The organism is Rhodococcus ruber, from assembly GCF_027270735.1.
In the GTDB taxonomy this organism is placed as follows: Bacteria; Actinomycetota; Actinomycetes; order Mycobacteriales; family Mycobacteriaceae; genus Rhodococcoides; species Rhodococcoides rubrum_A.
On sequence record NZ_JAPWIJ010000008.1, the window covers coordinates 229,371 to 246,317 of the forward strand.

Consider the following 16,947-nt stretch of genomic DNA (forward strand, 5'->3'; position numbering starts at 1 on the left):
AGGAGATCCTCGTTGCGCAACGTGCTGATGCCGGCGGTTCTGGTTTCTGCCATCGCTCTGGTACTCACTGCGTGCACCGCAGATCCGCCGCCTCCCATCGAGAGCGTGGAGACGCCGGTCAGCACGACGATGGTCCCGGCCAAGACCGGTGATCCGGTGGTCGTCGCCATCGACGACGTCGGAATCGGTTTCAACCCGCACCTGTTGGCAGACCAGTCGCCCGCAACTGCCGCGGTGAGTTCCCTGGTGCTACCCAGTCCGTTCCGTCCCACTCGGAACGCAGGCACCGGGGTGACCGTCTGGGAGCCCGACCTGTCGCTGATGATCTCGGCCGAGGTCACCTCGCAATCCCCGTTCACCATTCGTTATCAGCTGCGCAACGAGGCGCAGTGGTCCGACAGCGCACCGATCGCCGCCGAGGACTTCCGCTACCTGTGGCAGCAGATGATCACCCAACCCGGCGTGGTCGATTCCGCCGGGTACGCCTTGATCAGCGACATCGCGTCCTCGGGCGGTGGCAAGACGGTCGACGTGACTCTCGAATCGCCGTACCCCGCGTGGCAGCGCTTGTTCACGGACCTGGTGCCCTCGCACCTGCTCAAGGACTCGCCCGGCGGTTTCCAAGGTGGTCTCACCGACAACGTGCCGGTCTCCGGATCCCGGTTCAACATCAAGACCGTCGACCAGGGGCGTGACGAGATTCTGCTCGAGCGCAACGACCGCTTCTGGGACGAGCCCGCATCGCCCGATCAAATTCTCATTCGCCGAGGCGGTACCTCCGCGCAACTGGCCGATTCTCTGCGATCGGCCGACGCTCAGATCGCCCAGGTTCGTGGTGACGCGGCCCTGCGGGCTCAGCTCTCGGCAATTCCGGGCGTCCGAACCGACACGATCCGGCAATCTCGGGTGCTGTCGATGACAGTGAACGGGCGAGCGCCCAACATGTCGAATTCCATTGTGCGGCAGGGTATTTTCGGTCTGCTCGATCCGAATCTGCTCGCCACGGTCGGGGCAGGCGGTGGCGCGACGGATCGTCGAGCTGCAGCGCTGCTCCTCTCACCCTCCGACCCCGGATACACCGCGACGTCGCCCGCTCCCATCGGCAGAACCGCAGCCCTGGATCTGCTGGAACGCGCGGGCTTCGTTCCGACGGCCGATGCGATGGTCACATCGACACCGAATGCCACCGCTCCGACGACTGCAGCTGTACCGACGTCTGCCGCGCCTACGACCACCGAAGCGGCCACCACGAGTGCTGCGGTTCCGGGGGTCACTCGTCTCGCCGACGCAACCGGTACCGCGCTGCGGTTCGTGATCGGTGCAGTCGAGAACGACGATATCGCGCTCGCTGTCGCGGGGACGGCCGCGGACGAGCTCGTCGGCGCAGGCGTCGATGCGACCGTCACCCCACTGCCGGCCGACGAGCTGTACTCGACGGCGCTGACCGACGGAACCGTCGACGCGGTGGTGGGCTGGAACAGTGCAGGAGTCGACCCCGCGACGGCGCTCGCATCACGGTTCGGCTGCGTCCAGGAGGCCCTCGCAGACAGCGGCGACCGCGCGGCGGCCCCGCGAAATCTGTCCGGCCTGTGCGTTCCCGAACTCGAGCCGACCATCGACAGGGCTCTCCTGAACGGTCTCGATCCGTCCGTGGCCACCAACGACGTCGAGCCCAAGCTGTGGTCGCTGGCGTCGACGTTGCCGATCATGCAAGACGCGTCGGTGGTGGCCGCAGTTCCCGGCATCACCGGCGTCTCCTTGACCGGCCCGGTCGAGGTCGGCATCTTCGCCGACGCCGCGCAGTGGATGCGGACGCCCTCGTGACCGATCGCCGCGGCAACACCGCAACGAATGACGAAGTGAGCACAGGATCGATGACAGAGGCAGTGACGGAGCAGGCGATGACGGAGCCGCAGCGGTTGCTTCTCGTGCACGCGCATCCGGACGACGAGACCATCACCACCGGCGGCACCATCGCCCACTACGTTCGTGCCGGGGCCGACGTCACCGTGCTCACCTGCTCGCTCGGCGAGGAGGGTGAGGTGATCGGCGAGACGTGGGCCGATCTGGTCGTCGATCGTGCCGATCAGCTGGGCGGCTACCGGATTCTGGAATTGCACCGTGCCCTCGCGGCTCTGGGCTGCAATCCGCCGCGCTTTCTCGGCGGAGCCGGCCGCTGGCGGGATTCCGGAATGGCCGGGACATCGGCTGCCCGCAAGCCGCGCGCGTTCGTCAACGCGGACCGCGACGAGGCTGTGGGAGCGCTCGTGACGGTGATGCGTGAGCTTCGGCCACAAGTCGTCATCGGATACGACCCCGAAGGCGGCTACGGCCACCCCGATCATCAGCAGGTTCACTCGTTGGTGAGCGAGGCCGTCGAGGTCTGCGGCACGGATTCCTACCCCCGGGCCGGGTCGCCCTGGGAGGTGTCGAAGTTCTACTGGACCGTCACCGGTCACGACCAATTGCAGTCGGGACTCGCCGCGATCGACGACATTCCGACCGGATGGCGACTGCCCGTCGACGGTGAGCTCCCGAGCGTGCCCGAGAGCACGATCACCACCAGCATCGACGTTCGCGGTGTCCTCGACGCCAAGCGGGACGCGTTGCGCGCACATGCCACACAGGTCACCGTCTCACCGTCGGGACGTGAGTACGCACTCTCCAACGACATCGCCCAGCCGATCCTGCTGGACGAGCAGTACGTGCTGGTTCGGGGCACTCTCGGCGCCGATGGGACGGGCAGGGAGACCGACCTGTTCGCCGGCGTACTAGGCTGTGCTTCGCATCACTGAATGACCGCAGGGTCGATCTCATCACAGCAGGGGCGGAACACACATGTACAACTGGGTAGTGCAGGACGCCATCGTCGCGTTCGTCGATTCTCTCAAGCCGCAGTTCGGCGCACAGGCAGATCTGTACCAGTACGTTCTGGGCCAGATCGCCATGGGTGCGAGCAACTTGCTCACCTCCTTGGGCTATCCGCCGGTTTCCTGAGTGCCGGTGCTCGATTTTTCGAATGCGATGCACTGAAACAACCCGGGGCAAGGCAGTATTGGGCGCATGATCTCGAAGGCCGCATCCAATACTGTCGCCCTGGTGTCCTGGGCGACCGTCGCAGTACTGGTGTTCGACGGCTTTCTCTCCGGAATTCTGTCGGTCTTCTTTCTGCCGACCTACCTCGGTTCGGTGCAATTCCCCATCAGCGCACTACTCGGCGGCATCGCCAACGTGGCGCTGATCCTGGCCGCACGTAAGGTTGCCGAGCGGTCGATCTGGGTGGCGTCCCCCCTGATCGGTTGGTTCGTCGCGGTGGTGCTGTGCATGCTGGGCGGCCCGGGCAACGATGTTCTACTGCTCGCCGACTGGCGCACGATGCTGCTCATCATCGCAGGGGCGGGCCCGGCCGGCGTTCTGCTGTTCATGTTCCGGATGAAGGCGATCACAGCAAGCGTGCATGCCGGCCCGCATCCAGAAGCACATCCTCGATCATCGTCGGCGTCAACAGTCCGGTGAAGGTGTTTCGCTGGCTGACGTGGTAGCTGGCGAATACGGTGATCGATCCCAGCTCAAGTCGAACTCCATGGCCGAACTTCGTTGCAGGCCTGGGTATTTCCCATCCGCTGGCGGCCAGTATCGGAAGCAGGGACTGCCAGCCGAACGCTCCGAGAACGAGCACCGATCGCAACGTCGGACGCAGCAACCGCAATTCGTCGTCCAACCAGGGCTTGCACCTGTCTCTTTCGGCCGGAGTCGGTTTGTTCTGCGGCGGCGCGCAATGCACCGGGGCCGTGATGCGAACTCCGTTGAGCGTCAACCCGTCGCCGATATGTGTCGCGGTGGGTTGGCTCGCCAGCCCGACAGCATGCATGGCTCGGTACAGCACGTCACCACTTCGATCGCCGGTGAACATTCGGCCGGTGCGGTTCGCGCCGTGTGCCGCCGGAGCGAGACCCACGATCAGCATCGCCGCGTCGGCCGGTCCGAATCCGGGAACTGCCTTGCCCCAATAGCTTTCGTCTGCGAATGCCGCACGCTTCTCGCTGGCGACCTGTTCGCGCCACCGCACCAGGCGAGGACAGGCGCGGCATTCGGCCACCGCGAGATCCAGTTCGTCGATGCTCTGCGGCCGCGTCATGTCAGGTGCGCTGCAGCCAGATGTCTCCGGCTCCAGGGGTGACGGCGTCGATCATGGCCCACGCGTTCTCGATGGGGATGTCGATCACCTCGTAGTGGCCGACGCCTGCCGGAGTTGCCGCCACGATGGTGGCCACCCCGGCGCGACGCTGGAAGAACGTCTGCCGCACCGTCCAGCCGATGATGCCCGCGGCCTCGAGGCTGTGCCGAGTTCTGTCCAGCGAGCCGTGCTGGGTGATGAGCCAGCCGGGCAGCACTGCATGGCCCAGGCCGCGGTAGCGATCGTGAGCCAGGCCGAAGGCAGCGATGAACAACACCGCGATCGCTGCCCACGCGACGATCGGAATCGGCGCGCCGAAATACTGTGCAACTCCCAGGCCGGCGGCGATGACCAGCAGGGGGAGCACTGCCCGGGTGTAACGGCGACGTCGCGCCGCAGGGCCGTGCTGTAGCAGTGGCCGGTCGGCACCACCGTGCAGACCGGCGTCGCCGAGCACCGTGTTCATCATGCGTAGCGCCTCGGCCTGCGGGGCCTGGGGGAGCAGCAGTGAGGATTCCTTCTTCTCGGCGCTGACGCCGGTCATGATGGCGTCCAGGCGGGCACCGCTGACCGCGCGCAGCAGCAGCGGTTGGGACAGTGAGGTGCCGCGCAGCCTCTTGCGGTCGAGTGTCGACTGTCGGGTACGTAGCAGTCCGTGGCTGACGTGCAGGGTTCGACCCTGGTCGGTGACGGTGAGATTGGCGTAGGTCAACAGGTAGCGGACGCACGCGAAGATGCTCGACACGACGAGCAGGGCGATGAGGGCCACGACGACGAACATGGCGATTCCGAATTGCTCGGCGGAGTCGATGCTGTTCGAGACCACCGACGACTCGGCCAGCGTCTGCCCCAGTCCGTACTGGAACAGCACGCCCACGGCAGCGGCGATGGTGACGATGCCGGTGATCGAGAACGGGGCGAATCGCACCCAGGAGAACTGCCAGTGCGCAATTTCCACTTCGGGATTCGGTGCTGCGGTGGGGATACCGTCGCCTGCCGGGATCTGTCCCGACACTCGCTGCAACAGATCGACGCGCAGTGCGGGGACCAGAGAGGTGTCCAGGGCGTTGAGCTCGAAGGCCTCGCCCTTGCCCGCCTGCTGGCCGGTGCCGATCCGCAAGATCGACAATCCGAGCACCCGGTGCAGCACGTTCGCTTCCACGTCGACCGAACGAATCCTGTTGCGCGGGATGGACAGAACTTTTTTCTGCAGCACTCCGGTGCGCAGTTGCACATGTACCGGGCCGATCCTGTAGCTGGTGGTGAACCACCGCAGAATTGCGAACACCACGACGACCGCGAGGATGCCGAGACTCCAGTAGTGGTTACCGCTCTGGCTGCCGACGAAGAACGAGACCAGCAGCACAGGCAGGATCTTGATGCCCTCGTTGACCGGGTGCACCAACAACATTCGCTTGTCCAGGCGTAGCCACGGCTGCTCCTCCTCGACGGCGAGCAGCTCGGCTTGGTCGGTGTTACCGGCGGTCACGTTGCGTCTCCGATGGTGCGGCCGGCGATATCGGTCAGTCGGGCGACGGTCTTGTCCGCCACGTCTCGATCGAGTGCCGTGATCTTCACCGCTCCGGCCGACGACGCCGTCGTGACGGTGACCGTGGCCAATCCGAGCAGCCGATCGAGTGGTCCGCGCTCGGTGTCGACCGTTTGCACCCGCGAGATCGGCGCGATGCGGCGCTCCTGACTGAGCCAGCCGGTGCGGGTGTAGACCGCCGTGTCGCTGATCTCCCAACGATGGACGCGGTACCGCCACTGCGGCACGATCGCAATGTGCAGGGCCGCCAGCACTATCGATGCCACAAGGACGGCACCATGCGGCCATGACGTCCACGTCGAGTCGACGACGGCCCAGACGAGCTGGGCGACGAAGACCGGCAGCCACAGCAGACCGGCACTCAGAGCCCAGAGAAGTCGTGCACGTGGAGACGGCTGCCATCGGGGGTCGGTCATCGTTGTCACAGGTACAAACCTAGAGGTGTCTTTTGGTATCCACCACCCCGAGTCGGAGCGGCGGCGGCAGCCCCGAGGCCCTGCAGTGGCACGGGCGTACCGGGAAGGCGCATGATCGACGGGTGACTTCTCTACCGGATCCCGTACCAGCCCCCTCTGCGATGCGACGAGTGTTGCGCCGTGCCCGCGACGGCGTGTCTCTCAACGTCGACGAAGCCACGGTGTTGCTGCACGCTCGCGGCGAGGATCTGACCGATCTGATGACGTCGGCGTCCCGGGTACGCGACGCCGGACTCGAATCCGCAGGCCGGCCGAAGACGGTGTCGTACTCCCGCAAGGTGTTCGTACCCATCACGCGGTTGTGCCGCGACAAGTGCCACTACTGCACGTTCGTCACGGTGCCGGGCAAGCTCAATGCGGCCGGGCACGGGATGTTCATGGATCCCGACGAGATCATCGACGTCGCTCGTAAGGGTGCCGCGCTCGGGTGCAAGGAAGCGCTGTTCACGCTCGGCGACCGACCGGAGGAGCGTTGGCCCGAGGCCAAGGCGTGGCTCGATTCACGCGGCTACGATTCGACCTTGGACTACGTGCGCGCCATGTCGATCCGGGTACTCGAAGAGACCGGCTTGCTGCCGCACCTCAATCCGGGAGTGATGTCGTGGCAGGAACTTTCGCGACTCAAGCCGGTTGCCCCGTCGATGGGCATGATGCTCGAGACCACCTCGCGTCGGTTGTTCGAGGAGAAGGGCCAGGCGCACTACGGCAGCCCTGACAAGGATCCCGAGGTTCGGCTGCGCACGCTGACCGACGCGGGCCGGCTCAACATCCCGTTCACCACCGGCATCCTCGTCGGGATCGGCGAGACCCTGCGCGACCGTGCCGAGTCGATCATGGCAATTCGCAAGGTGCACAAGTCTTTCGGGCACGTGCAAGAAATCATCGTGCAGAACTTCCTGGCCAAGTCCGATACCGCGATGCGGTCGGTACCCGACGCCGGTCTCGAAGAATTCCTGGCGACCATCGCGGTGACGCGCATGGTGCTCGGCCCGTCGATGCGGATTCAGGCTCCGCCGAATCTGGTCGCACCGGAGGAGACTGCCGCGTTGCTGGGCGCAGGCGTCGACGATTGGGGCGGGGTCTCGCCGCTGACTCCCGACCATGTCAATCCCGAGCGGCCGTGGCCGAACCTCGACACCCTCGCCGAGTTGTCGGCGGCCGCCGGTTACACGCTCGTGGAACGTACTGCCGCGCAGCCGCAGTACGTTCTCGCCGGTGCGCCGTGGATCGACCCACGGATCTCGGCGCACGTGCGGGCGGTGGCCGATCCGGAGACCGGAATGGCACGCGAGGGCGTGAACCCGACGGGTCTGCCGTGGCAGGAACCGGACGAGGAGTGGGAGTCCTCGGGCCGGGTGGATCTGAACACCGAGATCGACACCCAGGGCCGCAACACCGAGACCCGCTCGGATCTGGCGAATGCGTTCGGCGACTGGGAATCGATCCGTGAGCAGGTACGCGATCTCGCCGGGCTCGAGCGGGTGGATCGCGACCTGGTGTCGGCATTGACGGCAGCGGAGAAGGACCCGGCCGGGTTGTCCGACGAGCAGTACCTCGCGCTGGCCACAGCCGAGGGCCCGGGCATGGATGCCGTCGCTGCGCTCGCCGACGATCTGCGTAAGCAGGTCAACGGAGACACCGTCACCTACGTAGTGAACCGGAACATCAACTTCACCAACATCTGCTACACCGGATGCCGATTCTGCGCGTTCGCCCAGCGCAAGGGCGACGCCGATGCGTTCACCCTGTCCACCACCGAGGTCGCCGATCGGGCGTGGGAAGCGCATGTCGTCGGAGCTACCGAGGTATGCATGCAGGGCGGGATCGACCCCGAACTCCCCGTGACCGGGTACGCCGATCTGGTGCGGGCGGTCAAGGCCAAGGTGCCCTCGATGCACGTGCATGCGTTCTCGCCGATGGAGATCGTCAACGGGGCCTCGCGCGGAGGCCAGTCGATCCGCGAATGGCTCACCGAACTGCGAGCGGCCGGCCTGGACTCGATTCCGGGTACCGCCGCGGAGATCCTCGACGACGAGGTCCGATGGGTGCTCACCAAGGGCAAGCTCCCTGCCGCGGAGTGGATCGAAGTGATCACCACCGCGCACGAGGTGGGGCTGCGGTCGAGTTCGACGATGATGTACGGACACGTCGACAATCCGTCGCATTGGGTCGGACATCTGAACGTGCTCAAGAAGATCCAGGACAAGACGGGCGGATTCACCGAGTTCGTGCCGCTGCCGTTCGTGCACCAGTCCTCGCCGTTGTATCTGGCCGGTGCATCACGGCCCGGACCGACCAACCGGGACAACCGCGCGGTGCATGCTCTGGGCAGGATCATGCTGCACGGCCGCATCGACAACATTCAGACGTCATGGGTGAAATTGGGAATCACGGGTACACAGGCGATGCTGAACGGAGGCGCGAACGATCTGGGCGGGACCCTGATGGAAGAGACGATCTCGCGGATGGCAGGTTCGCAGAACGGTTCGGAGAAGACCGTCGCGGAACTGCACGAGATCGCCGACGGCATCGGACGACCGGTTCGTCAGCGCACCACCACGTACGGCCCGGCACCGGAGGTATCGGTCGCCGGCCTGATCTGACCCTGGGTCCTGAATTTCTGAAATGGAGCTTGTCTGACATGGACGACCGTCGAGTCGCCGCGGTGCTGAGCAGCGCCGTCGCCATCATCCATCCCGTGCTCGACATCCTGGCCACCCGCGACCCGATCGGGCTCAAGGGTCGAACTTTCCGCAAGTCCTCGGCGGACGATTCGACGCTCGACAACGTCATCGATTTCATGGCCAAGGCGTTCGACACCACCGACTTCCCGGGCACCGCCGGCTGGGAGAAGCTCGACAGTGATGCTCGTTCGCAGTGGTGGGTCAATCGCATCGGAGCTCTCAACACCGTTGCCGTCGCATTCCCCGGTGTGTTCGGCATCCTGGTCAACCGTCTGCCGATCCAGGATCTGCTCGGGTTCGCCAACCAGGCGATGGTGCTCGTGGCAGTGGCCCGCGAATCCGGAGTGACCGACCGCGAGACGCACGTGGCGCTGCTCGGGTCGGTGCTGTGCAAGCGCGACCTGACGTCCTTGGCCGACAGTGCTCCGGTCGAGAAGAAAGAAGAATCTCCGAAGTCCGGCCCGTTCGCGCTGCTGCGCGGAATGTGGCAAATCGCCAACGTGCTGCGTGACGTCACAGGCGAGCTGGAGAAGCGCCCGCATCCACGTGGTTTCTACCGCGTCCTCGGTGCCATTCCGCTCGTCGGTGGCGTCGCCGGGTACCTCGGTGAACGCGGCGCGCTCTCGCGCGCCGCCAAGCAGGGCCGCAGGTGGCTCGCGGCGCACAAGAAGGCGTCCGCCCTCGGTGCCGACGTGCCCGCGAAGCAGCTGCGGCGATAGCCGTCCGGGGCAGGTGAGGCCACCCTGGTCGGTTTGCCCCATGTTCGGACGGCGATACTAGGATGCTCAGGGCGCGCGAGCGCCCACGATCGATACAGGAGGGGAGAGCAGCAGTGACCTACTCGATTGCAGAACCGTGCGTAGATGTACTGGACAAAGCGTGCATCGAAGAGTGCCCGGTGGATTGCATCTACGAGGGTAACCGAATGCTGTACATCCACCCCGACGAATGCGTCGACTGCGGAGCCTGTGAGCCCGTGTGCCCCGTCGAGGCCATTTTCTACGAGGACGACGTTCCCGAGCAGTGGAGCGCGTACGTCGGTGCCAATGTCGACTTCTTCGACGACCTGGGATCTCCCGGCGGTGCTGCGAAGCTCGGCAAGACCGACTACGACCCGCCGTTCATCAAGGCTCTGCCTCCCATGGGCGAGAACTGACGCCTTGGCACGTAGAGCGGTGGCAGCGGCGCTGCCCGATTTTCCTTGGGACTCGTTGACCGCTGCCAAAGAGAAGGCATCGGCGCACCCGGACGGCATCGTCAACCTGTCGGTCGGTACGCCGGTCGATCCGGTCGCCGACGTCATTCGCACCGCGCTGAATTCGGTTGCCGGCGAACCCGGGTACCCGACGACCGCCGGCACCGTTGCGCTGCGGGAGGCCGCGGTGGCGGCGCTCGAGCGCCGCTACTCGATCACCGGCATCGGGGTCGACGCGGTGCTGCCGGCCATCGGCACCAAGGAAATGATCGCCTGGCTGCCGACGCTGTTGGGTCTGGGAGCCGACGACCTGGTCGTCATCCCCGAGTTGGCATATCCCACTTACGAAGTGGGTGCTCTGCTTGCCGGCGCGCGGATTCTGCGAGCGGATGGTCTGTCGCGGCTCGGGCCGGAGCGGGCGTCGTTGATCTTCGTCAACTCTCCGTCCAACCCGACGGGCAAGGTGCTCGGTGTCGACCACCTGCGCAAGGTCGTCGACTGGGCCCGCGAACGCGATGCCATCGTCGTCTCCGACGAGTGCTATCTGGGACTGACCTGGGACGCCGATGCCGTGTCGGTACTGGATCCGCGCGTGTGCGACGGTGATCACACCAATCTGCTTGCCGTGCACTCACTCTCGAAGACCTCGAACCTCGCGAGCTACCGCGCCGGCTTCGTCACGGGCGACGCGTCCCTCGTGGCCGAGTTGCTCGAAGTACGCAAGCACGCGGGCATGATGGTGCCGCTGCCGATCCAGGCCGCCATGACCGCGGCTCTGGCCGACGACGAGCACGAGAGTGTCCAACGTGAGCGTTATCGCGCCCGGCGGACGATATTGAAGGCTGCCGTCGAAGAAGCCGGATTCACCGTCGACCACTCCGAGGCCGGGCTCTACCTGTGGGCTACGCGGGGCGAACCGTGCCGCGACACCGTCGACTGGCTCGCCGAACGTGGCATCCTCGCCGCCCCGGGAGAGTTCTACGGGCCGAACGGCGGACAGCATGTGCGTATCGCTCTGACGGCCACGGACGAGCGCATCGAGGCTGCGGCTGCTCGCCTGCGCGGGTAGTCGGGTTTCTCCAGCGCGCTGAGCGTCCACAATTCGGCTCAGCAAACGGGATCCCGTCGCTCGGTGCGAATTGTGGGCGAAGAAGTCAGTTGTCTCGACCTGGGACTGGGTGTTCTCATGTACGCATGACCGTCACCCTGCTGCTCAGCTTCGCCGGCGTATGTTTTCTGCTGGCGATCCTGCCCGGGCCGGATTCATTTCTGGTGCTGCGGTACAGCATCGGTGGCCTCAAGCCGGGGATCGCGGCGGCGATGGGCGTCGCGATCGGTGGACTGTTCTGGGCCGTGTTGGTAGCCGTTGGGCTGGCGGCGATCGTCGAGCAGTCCGCGACGGCGTATCGCGTGGTCAAGATCCTCGGCGGGCTGTATCTGCTGTACCTCGGCGTGAAGGCGTTTCGGGCACGCCGGAAGAACAAGGTGGCCGGTGAGCCGCTGGTGCCGGTTGCTGCGGCCGCATGGTCCGCGTTCGGTGCCGGAGTTCTCTCGTGCGCGCTCAATCCAAAGGTGGGACTGTTCTACCTGGCCGTGGTTCCGCAGTTCCTCACCGTGGTCACGTTCACCGGAGCGATGACGCTCGGGCTGGTCGAGGTAGTGGTGGCCGCCCTGGTGATGGGAGTGTTCTCCGTCGTCGCCTCACGCGCGGTCGCTCTACTGCGCAAGCCCGCGGTGACCGACTGGTTGGACCGCATCAGTGCCGGATTCCTGGTCGCTCTCGGCGTCGGCACAGTCGCGACCTCGGTCTAGCGTCGTTCATTCCAGGTCCGGTTCGCCCACGTCCCAGCCGCCGCGTCTGATGCGCAGGATGTAGACCAGTTCATTGCTGCCGAACGCTTCGACGGTGGTGAAGCGCTTCGGCTCGGTGTTGACCTCGGGATTGCGTGCGTGGGCTTCCTCGTAGAGCTGGGTGGCTCGGAGATCGGCCAGTTCTACCCGCGTCCAGAAGTCGTCCGACTGCACCGAGTAGACCAGCCTCGGCGCGCCGTCGGTGACATGCGCGACGTCGATGGCGTCGTCGTCCGAATCATCGTCGTCGAGATCCAGGTCGAGGTCGTCCTCGGAATCGGTGTCCTGCTCGGCGTCGGTTCCGATCAGATAGACGCCCGCCTGCAGGTCACCGGCGGCCACCGTCATGTACTCGGCGTAGTCGCCGGTGTCGATTCCGTCCACGTCCATGTATGTACGGTAGCCATGTGCTGCTTCGTTCACTGAACCCACTCGCCGTTGCGCGGGGAGACGATATTCCCGACGCCATCACCATCGACGGAGTCTCGCTCTCTCGCGCCGACATCCTGGGTGCGGCGACCTCGGTTGCCGAGCGCATCGCCCGGGCCGACCGGCTCGCGATCTACGCAACGCCGTCGGTCAAGACGGTGCTCGCGGTCGTCGGTGCCCTGATTGCCGGTGTCACCGTGGTGCCGGTGCCGCCGGACGCGGGGGTGGCCGAACGTGAGCACATCCTCCGCGACTCGGGTGCCCAGGCATGGCTCGGTGAAGCTCCGCCCGATACCGCCGGGCTCGAGGTTCTGCCGGTGCGTCAACATGCGCGGTCGTGGCACAGCTATGCCGAACCGCAGCCGTCTTCCGTTGCGTTCGTGCTCTACACCTCCGGTACCACTGGCCCGCCGAAGGGCGTCCTGATCTCCCGCAGTGCCATTGCGGCCGGCCTCGACGCATTGGCGGAAGCGTGGAGCTGGACGTGGAAAGACACTGTGGTGCATGGGCTTCCGCTGTTCCACGTACACGGATTGATACTCGGAATGCTCGGGCCGCTGCGGGTCGGCAGCCCACTGATTCACACCGGTAAGCCGACTCCGGAGCTCTACGCGGCAGCGCGTGGATCCCTCTACTTCGGGGTGCCGACGGTGTGGTCGCGGGTCGCCGCAGACGAGACGTCCGCTCGAGCTCTCGCGGACGCCCGATTGCTGGTATCCGGCAGTGCGCCGCTCCCCGTACCGGTGTTCGAGAGGCTGCGCGAGCTCACCGGCCAGGCCCCGATCGAGCGGTACGGCATGAGCGAAACCCTCATCACCATCAGCACCCGCGCCGACGGCGAGCGTCGACCAGGCTCGGTGGGACTGCCCGTCGCAGGCGTCGAAACCCGACTGCTGGGCGAGAAGGGCGAAAACGTGCCCCACGACGGTGAATCGATCGGTGCACTCCAGATCCGTTGCCCCATGCTGTTCGACGGCTACCTGAACAACCCCGACGCGACCGCGAAAACCTTCACCGAGGACGGCTGGTTCGATACCGGCGATGTCGCCCTCATCGAGCCGGACGGCTTCCATCGGATCGTCGGGCGAGCGTCGACGGACCTGATCAAGACTGGCGGCTATCGCGTCGGCGCGGGGGAGATCGAGACGGTGCTGTTGGGGCACTCGAGCGTGGACGAGGTCGCTGTCGTCGGCTTACCGGACGAAGACCTGGGCCAGCGCATCGTGGCCTTCGTCGTGGGTACCGATGTCGACGATCGGGTGCTCATCGATCTGGTGGCCACCGAGCTGTCGATTCACAAGCGGCCGCGCGAGATTCGCGTGGTCGACTCGCTCCCGCGCAACGCCATGGGCAAGGTGCAGAAGAAGTTGTTGAGCTAGTCGTCAGCGCGGGGTACGAGGCGGCGATTAAGTTCGGGGTATGACCTCACTCGACGGCGCACGCATCCTCGTTTTCGGTGCCAGTGGTGGGCTGGGGTCCCCGATGGTCGATCAGCTCGCCGAAGCCGGTGCTCGGCTGACCGTCAGCGGTCGCAGCCTCGAGTCCTCGGAGCATCACACGGTGAATGCCGACCTGACGCTTCCGGATTCGGCTCGTTCGGTGATCGCGGAGGCCGTCGAACATCACGGCGGGCTGGACGGGATCGTGATCGCGGCCGGCGTCGTGGCGTTCGGCGCAGTCAGCGACGTGGACGACGACACCGTCGACGACTTGCTGCTGCTGAACTACCTGGCACCGCTGCGTGTGCTGCGGGAAGCGATGACCACTCTGGATCAGGGTGGCTTCGTCCTCAACATCAGTGCGGTGGTGGCCGACAAGCCGATGCCGAACATGGGTGCCTATTCTGCGAGCAAGGCCGCGGTGAGTGCGCTGCTGAAAAGTGTTCGGACAGAAGCCCGTAAGTCGAAGATCAGGATCGTCGATGTGCGGCCGCCGCACACCGAGACCGGCTTGGCCACTCGGCCGATCGCCGGGCAGGCACCGAAACTGCCACAGGGGCTGACCCCGGAGGCGGTGGCAGCACGCATCGTCGCGGCCATCACCGACGACGAGACCGACGTCGGCGCGGACCAGTTCTCGTAGGCGAGACGTTCCTAGGCTATTGTCGGCTTCGTGACCGAGACACACGTGACCGACGCGGGCAGAAGGCTCGTTCGTCGTCGCACCATCGACTTCGGTCTCGTCTGCACTTCCTCCTGTTCGTAACAGTCGATCGAACCCATTCCCGACGGGCTTTTCGCGCTCCTCGGGTAGTTCCGGCAACCCTCGAATCGAACAGGACTTTCCATGACCACATCTGTTTCTCATCTCGGCGGCGTCATCGCTGCCACCGATGACGCCGTTCAGGCCGACGCGAAGAACGCCCAGGTCGTCTTTCGTGGTTCGGCCACCGCTCACGACGCCGTCGCCAGCACCGTCACACTCGGCAAGTACAGCGTCGAGGTCGACGAGCCGCCGGCCCTCGGCGGCGAGAACAAGGCCGCCAATCCCGTCGAGTACTACCTGGCGTCGCTGCTGTCCTGCCAGGTGGTCACCTACCGTGTTTGGGCCGAGAAGCTGGGCATTGTCGTGGACGACATCAAGGCCAAGGCCGAGGGTGATCTCGACGTTCGCGGATTCTTCGGGTTCGACGACGCTGTGCGCCCAGGGTTCGGCGAGGTTCGCGTTGTCGTCACGGTAACGGGGCCGGAGACCCGGGAACGGTACGAGGAGCTGCAGCAGGCCGTCGACGATCACTGCCCCGTACTGGATCTGACTCGCAATCCCACCCCGATCCACACCGTTCTCGAGACGGCCTGACGTCATGAGCGAACGGACTTTCGGCCTGCGTACCAGAGCAATTCATGCCGGAGCAAGGCCTGATCCTTCCACCGGTTCGCGTGCTGTGCCGATCTATCAGACGGCGAGCTACGTGTTCGAGAATTCTTCGGACGCAGGCGATCTGTTCGCTCTGCAGAAGTACGGCAACGTCTACAGCCGTATCGGTAACCCGACCGTCGCCGCCTTCGAGGAGCGCATAGCGAGCCTCGAAGGCGGCATCGGAGCAGTCGCGTTCGCCAGTGGGTTGGCGGCAGAGTTCGCCGTGTTCGCCGCTCTAGCGGGCACCGGGGACCACATCGTTGCCGCGGCTGGTCTCTACGGCGGCACGGTGACCCAACTCGACGTCACACTCCGTCGCTTCGGAGTCGAGACCACGTTCGTTCCGGGCACCGATCCGGCGGATTATGCTGGTGCGGTCACACATTCGACCAAACTCATCTACGCCGAGATCATCGGCAACCCGTCGGGGGAGATCGCCGACCTCGAGGGTCTCGCCGCCGTTGCGCACGAGCACGGAATCCCGTTGGTGATCGACGCGACGATGGCGACCCCGTGGCTCAGCAGGCCCATCGAGTTCGGTGCCGACATCGTGATCCATTCGGCGACGAAGTTTCTCGGCGGGCACGGTTCGACGCTGGGTGGAGTGGTGGTCGAATCCGGTCGATTCGACTGGGGCTCGGGCAAATTCCCGCAGATGACCGAGCCGGTGGCCTCGTACGGGGGCCTGTCGTGGTGGGGAAACTTCGGCGAGTACGGCTTTCTGACCAAGCTGCGCAGTGAGCAACTGCGCGACATCGGTGGTGCGTTGGCGCCGCAGTCGGCCTTCACCCTGATCCAGGGTGTCGAGACGTTGCCGCAGCGCATGGACGCGCACGTCGCCAATGCCCGCGTCGTCGCCGAGTGGCTCGAACAGGATTCGCGCATCGACTACGTGAGATGGGCTGGGCTGGAGAGCCACCCGCATCATGATCGGTCCGCGAAATATCTGCCCGCCGGACCAGGTGCGGTGTTCGCGTTCGGAATCGACGGGGGTCGCGATGCCGGTCAGACATTCGTCGAGAGTGTTCGGGTCGCGAGCCATGTGGCCAACATCGGCGACGTGCGTACCCTCGTGATTCATCCGGCCAGCACCACCCACCGTCAGCTGACCGACGATCAACTACGCGACGCGGGCGTCGGCCCGGAATTGATCCGTATCAGCGTCGGACTCGAAGACGTCGAGGACATTCTCTGGGATCTGGATCAGGCCCTGACGCTGGCAACCGGAAAGGCACGCTCGTGAGGACAAGCACTTGGCAGGGCCCGTCCGCCCAAGAGCGTCAGCGGATTCTGCGGGAAACCAGGACGGTTGCGATAGTCGGTGCGTCCAAGAACCCCTCGCGGGCATCCTATTTCGTCAACCGCTACCTGTCGTCGACGAGCAACTACGAGATCTTTCTCGTCAATCCGACGATCACCGAGATCGAAGGAACGACGGTCTATCCGACGCTCGCGGACCTGCCGAAGCCGCCGGATCTGGTCGACGTCTTTCGCAAGTACGACGACCTTCCTGCTGTGCTCACCGAAACCATTGCAGTGCAAGCGAAGACGATCTGGCTGCAGCTGGGATTGTGGCACGAGCAGGTGGCCCACGACGCCGAAGCCGCCGGATTGAACGTCGTCATGGACCGTTGCCTCAAGATCGAACACGCGCGATTCCACGGTGGATTGCATCTGGCCGGATTCGATACGGGAGTGATCGATTCGCGTCGTACACGGGGGTAGGC

Annotated in this window: 18 protein-coding genes; 14 read left to right on the forward strand and 4 right to left on the reverse strand. The window is 65.3% G+C overall.

The window, feature by feature from the left end; genetic code table 11:
* The first annotated feature begins 27 nt into the window (after positions 1–27).
* The 4 genes from O4220_RS19785 (at position 28) to O4220_RS19800 (ending at position 3,516) form a co-directional block, all read left to right on the forward strand.
* Positions 28–1,824: an ABC transporter family substrate-binding protein gene (locus O4220_RS19785; protein WP_269607275.1), complete on the forward strand. Its 1,797-nt coding sequence runs from the start codon at positions 28–30 to the stop codon at positions 1,822–1,824.
* A gap of 50 nt (positions 1,825–1,874) precedes the next feature.
* Positions 1,875–2,795, forward strand: a complete 921-nt coding sequence (mshB, locus tag O4220_RS19790) for an N-acetyl-1-D-myo-inositol-2-amino-2-deoxy-alpha-D-glucopyranoside deacetylase (protein ID WP_420030434.1) — start codon at positions 1,875–1,877, stop codon at positions 2,793–2,795.
* Positions 2,796–2,838: 43 nt separating this feature from the next.
* Positions 2,839–2,997 (forward strand): hypothetical protein, encoded by a 159-nt coding sequence (locus tag O4220_RS19795; protein WP_008714214.1) that lies wholly within the window; start codon positions 2,839–2,841, stop codon positions 2,995–2,997.
* Between the two features lie 66 nt (positions 2,998–3,063).
* Positions 3,064–3,516, forward strand: a complete 453-nt coding sequence (locus tag O4220_RS19800) for a hypothetical protein (protein ID WP_269607181.1) — start codon at positions 3,064–3,066, stop codon at positions 3,514–3,516.
* Here the strand turns inward: O4220_RS19800 and O4220_RS19805 are convergent.
* The 3 genes from O4220_RS19805 to O4220_RS19815 all read right to left on the reverse strand — a co-directional run bounded on the left by O4220_RS19805 (position 3,443) and on the right by O4220_RS19815 (position 6,142).
* Complete coding sequence (locus tag O4220_RS19805; protein ID WP_269607182.1) at positions 3,443–4,138, reverse strand: uracil-DNA glycosylase; 696 nt, start codon at positions 4,136–4,138, stop codon at positions 3,443–3,445. The genes O4220_RS19800 and O4220_RS19805 overlap by 74 nt on opposite strands.
* 1 nt (position 4,139) lies before the next feature.
* Positions 4,140–5,588, reverse strand: a complete 1,449-nt coding sequence (locus tag O4220_RS19810; protein ID WP_269607277.1) for a PH domain-containing protein — start codon at positions 5,586–5,588, stop codon at positions 4,140–4,142.
* A gap of 74 nt (positions 5,589–5,662) precedes the next feature.
* Positions 5,663–6,142, reverse strand: coding sequence for a PH domain-containing protein (locus tag O4220_RS19815; RefSeq protein WP_269607278.1), 480 nt, complete (start codon positions 6,140–6,142; stop codon positions 5,663–5,665).
* A 122-nt stretch (positions 6,143–6,264) separates the two neighbouring features.
* Between O4220_RS19815 and O4220_RS19820 the strand changes: the two genes are divergently transcribed.
* The 5 genes from O4220_RS19820 (at position 6,265) to O4220_RS19840 (ending at position 11,893) form a co-directional block, all read left to right on the forward strand.
* The gene (locus tag O4220_RS19820; protein WP_269607184.1) at positions 6,265–8,805 is read left to right on the forward strand and encodes a bifunctional FO biosynthesis protein CofGH; all 2,541 of its coding nucleotides are present in this window, start codon (positions 6,265–6,267) and stop codon (positions 8,803–8,805) included.
* Between the two features lie 38 nt (positions 8,806–8,843).
* Entirely contained in the window at positions 8,844–9,605 is a 762-nt protein-coding gene (locus tag O4220_RS19825) for a hypothetical protein (protein WP_269607185.1), read from the forward strand.
* Positions 9,606–9,718: 113 nt separating this feature from the next.
* Positions 9,719–10,042: a ferredoxin gene (gene fdxA, locus O4220_RS19830; RefSeq protein ID WP_008714223.1), complete on the forward strand. Its 324-nt coding sequence runs from the start codon at positions 9,719–9,721 to the stop codon at positions 10,040–10,042.
* Positions 10,043–10,046: 4 nt separating this feature from the next.
* Positions 10,047–11,150, forward strand: a complete 1,104-nt coding sequence (dapC, locus tag O4220_RS19835) for a succinyldiaminopimelate transaminase (RefSeq protein ID WP_269607186.1) — start codon at positions 10,047–10,049, stop codon at positions 11,148–11,150.
* A gap of 125 nt (positions 11,151–11,275) precedes the next feature.
* On the forward strand, positions 11,276–11,893 hold the full coding sequence (locus tag O4220_RS19840) for a LysE family translocator (RefSeq protein WP_269607187.1): 618 nt from the start codon (positions 11,276–11,278) through the stop codon (positions 11,891–11,893).
* A 6-nt stretch (positions 11,894–11,899) separates the two neighbouring features.
* Here O4220_RS19840 and O4220_RS19845 read toward each other — a convergent pair whose 3' ends face one another.
* Positions 11,900–12,322, reverse strand: a complete 423-nt coding sequence (locus tag O4220_RS19845; protein ID WP_269607188.1) for a hypothetical protein — start codon at positions 12,320–12,322, stop codon at positions 11,900–11,902.
* 2 nt (positions 12,323–12,324) lie between these two features.
* On the opposite strand from O4220_RS19845, the gene O4220_RS19850 reads away from it, so the two are divergent.
* The 5 genes from O4220_RS19850 (at position 12,325) to O4220_RS19870 (ending at position 16,945) form a co-directional block, all read left to right on the forward strand.
* Positions 12,325–13,740: an acyl-CoA synthetase gene (locus O4220_RS19850; RefSeq protein WP_269607189.1), complete on the forward strand. Its 1,416-nt coding sequence runs from the start codon at positions 12,325–12,327 to the stop codon at positions 13,738–13,740.
* A 40-nt stretch (positions 13,741–13,780) separates the two neighbouring features.
* Positions 13,781–14,443 carry an SDR family NAD(P)-dependent oxidoreductase gene (locus O4220_RS19855; RefSeq protein WP_269607190.1) on the forward strand — a complete coding sequence of 221 codons (663 nt, stop codon included), beginning with the start codon at positions 13,781–13,783 and terminating at the stop codon, positions 14,441–14,443.
* A 204-nt stretch (positions 14,444–14,647) separates the two neighbouring features.
* A complete protein-coding gene (locus O4220_RS19860; RefSeq protein ID WP_269607191.1) occupies positions 14,648–15,160 on the forward strand; it encodes an OsmC family protein in 513 nt (170 codons plus the stop codon).
* Positions 15,161–15,164: 4 nt separating this feature from the next.
* Positions 15,165–16,463, forward strand: a complete 1,299-nt coding sequence (locus tag O4220_RS19865; protein WP_269607192.1) for an O-acetylhomoserine aminocarboxypropyltransferase/cysteine synthase family protein — start codon at positions 15,165–15,167, stop codon at positions 16,461–16,463.
* Positions 16,460–16,945 (forward strand): CoA-binding protein, encoded by a 486-nt coding sequence (locus tag O4220_RS19870; RefSeq protein ID WP_269607193.1) that lies wholly within the window; start codon positions 16,460–16,462, stop codon positions 16,943–16,945. The genes O4220_RS19865 and O4220_RS19870 overlap by 4 nt, the downstream gene beginning before the upstream one ends.
* Positions 16,946–16,947 lie beyond the last annotated feature (2 nt).

Bases quoted from the DNA above. Each gene is read 5' to 3' on its own strand.
- O4220_RS19860 (WP_269607191.1), top strand. From the start codon at position 14,648: ATGACCACATCTGTTTCTCATCTCGGCGGCGTCATCGCTGCCACCGAT.
- O4220_RS19850 (WP_269607189.1), top strand. From the start codon at position 12,325: ATGTACGGTAGCCATGTGCTGCTTCGTTCACTGAACCCACTCGCCGTT.
- O4220_RS19845 (WP_269607188.1), bottom strand. From the start codon at position 12,322: ATGGACGTGGACGGAATCGACACCGGCGACTACGCCGAGTACATGACG.
- mshB (WP_420030434.1), top strand. From the start codon at position 1,875: ATGACAGAGGCAGTGACGGAGCAGGCGATGACGGAGCCGCAGCGGTTG.
- O4220_RS19855 (WP_269607190.1), top strand. From the start codon at position 13,781: ATGACCTCACTCGACGGCGCACGCATCCTCGTTTTCGGTGCCAGTGGT.
- O4220_RS19800 (WP_269607181.1), top strand. From the start codon at position 3,064: ATGATCTCGAAGGCCGCATCCAATACTGTCGCCCTGGTGTCCTGGGCG.
- O4220_RS19805 (WP_269607182.1), bottom strand. From the start codon at position 4,138: ATGACGCGGCCGCAGAGCATCGACGAACTGGATCTCGCGGTGGCCGAA.
- O4220_RS19810 (WP_269607277.1), bottom strand. From the start codon at position 5,588: ATGTTGTTGGTGCACCCGGTCAACGAGGGCATCAAGATCCTGCCTGTG.
- O4220_RS19795 (WP_008714214.1), top strand. From the start codon at position 2,839: ATGTACAACTGGGTAGTGCAGGACGCCATCGTCGCGTTCGTCGATTCT.
- O4220_RS19865 (WP_269607192.1), top strand. From the start codon at position 15,165: ATGAGCGAACGGACTTTCGGCCTGCGTACCAGAGCAATTCATGCCGGA.
- O4220_RS19815 (WP_269607278.1), bottom strand. From the start codon at position 6,142: ATGACCGACCCCCGATGGCAGCCGTCTCCACGTGCACGACTTCTCTGG.
- O4220_RS19840 (WP_269607187.1), top strand. From the start codon at position 11,276: ATGACCGTCACCCTGCTGCTCAGCTTCGCCGGCGTATGTTTTCTGCTG.
- O4220_RS19825 (WP_269607185.1), top strand. From the start codon at position 8,844: ATGGACGACCGTCGAGTCGCCGCGGTGCTGAGCAGCGCCGTCGCCATC.
- O4220_RS19785 (WP_269607275.1), top strand. From the start codon at position 28: ATGCCGGCGGTTCTGGTTTCTGCCATCGCTCTGGTACTCACTGCGTGC.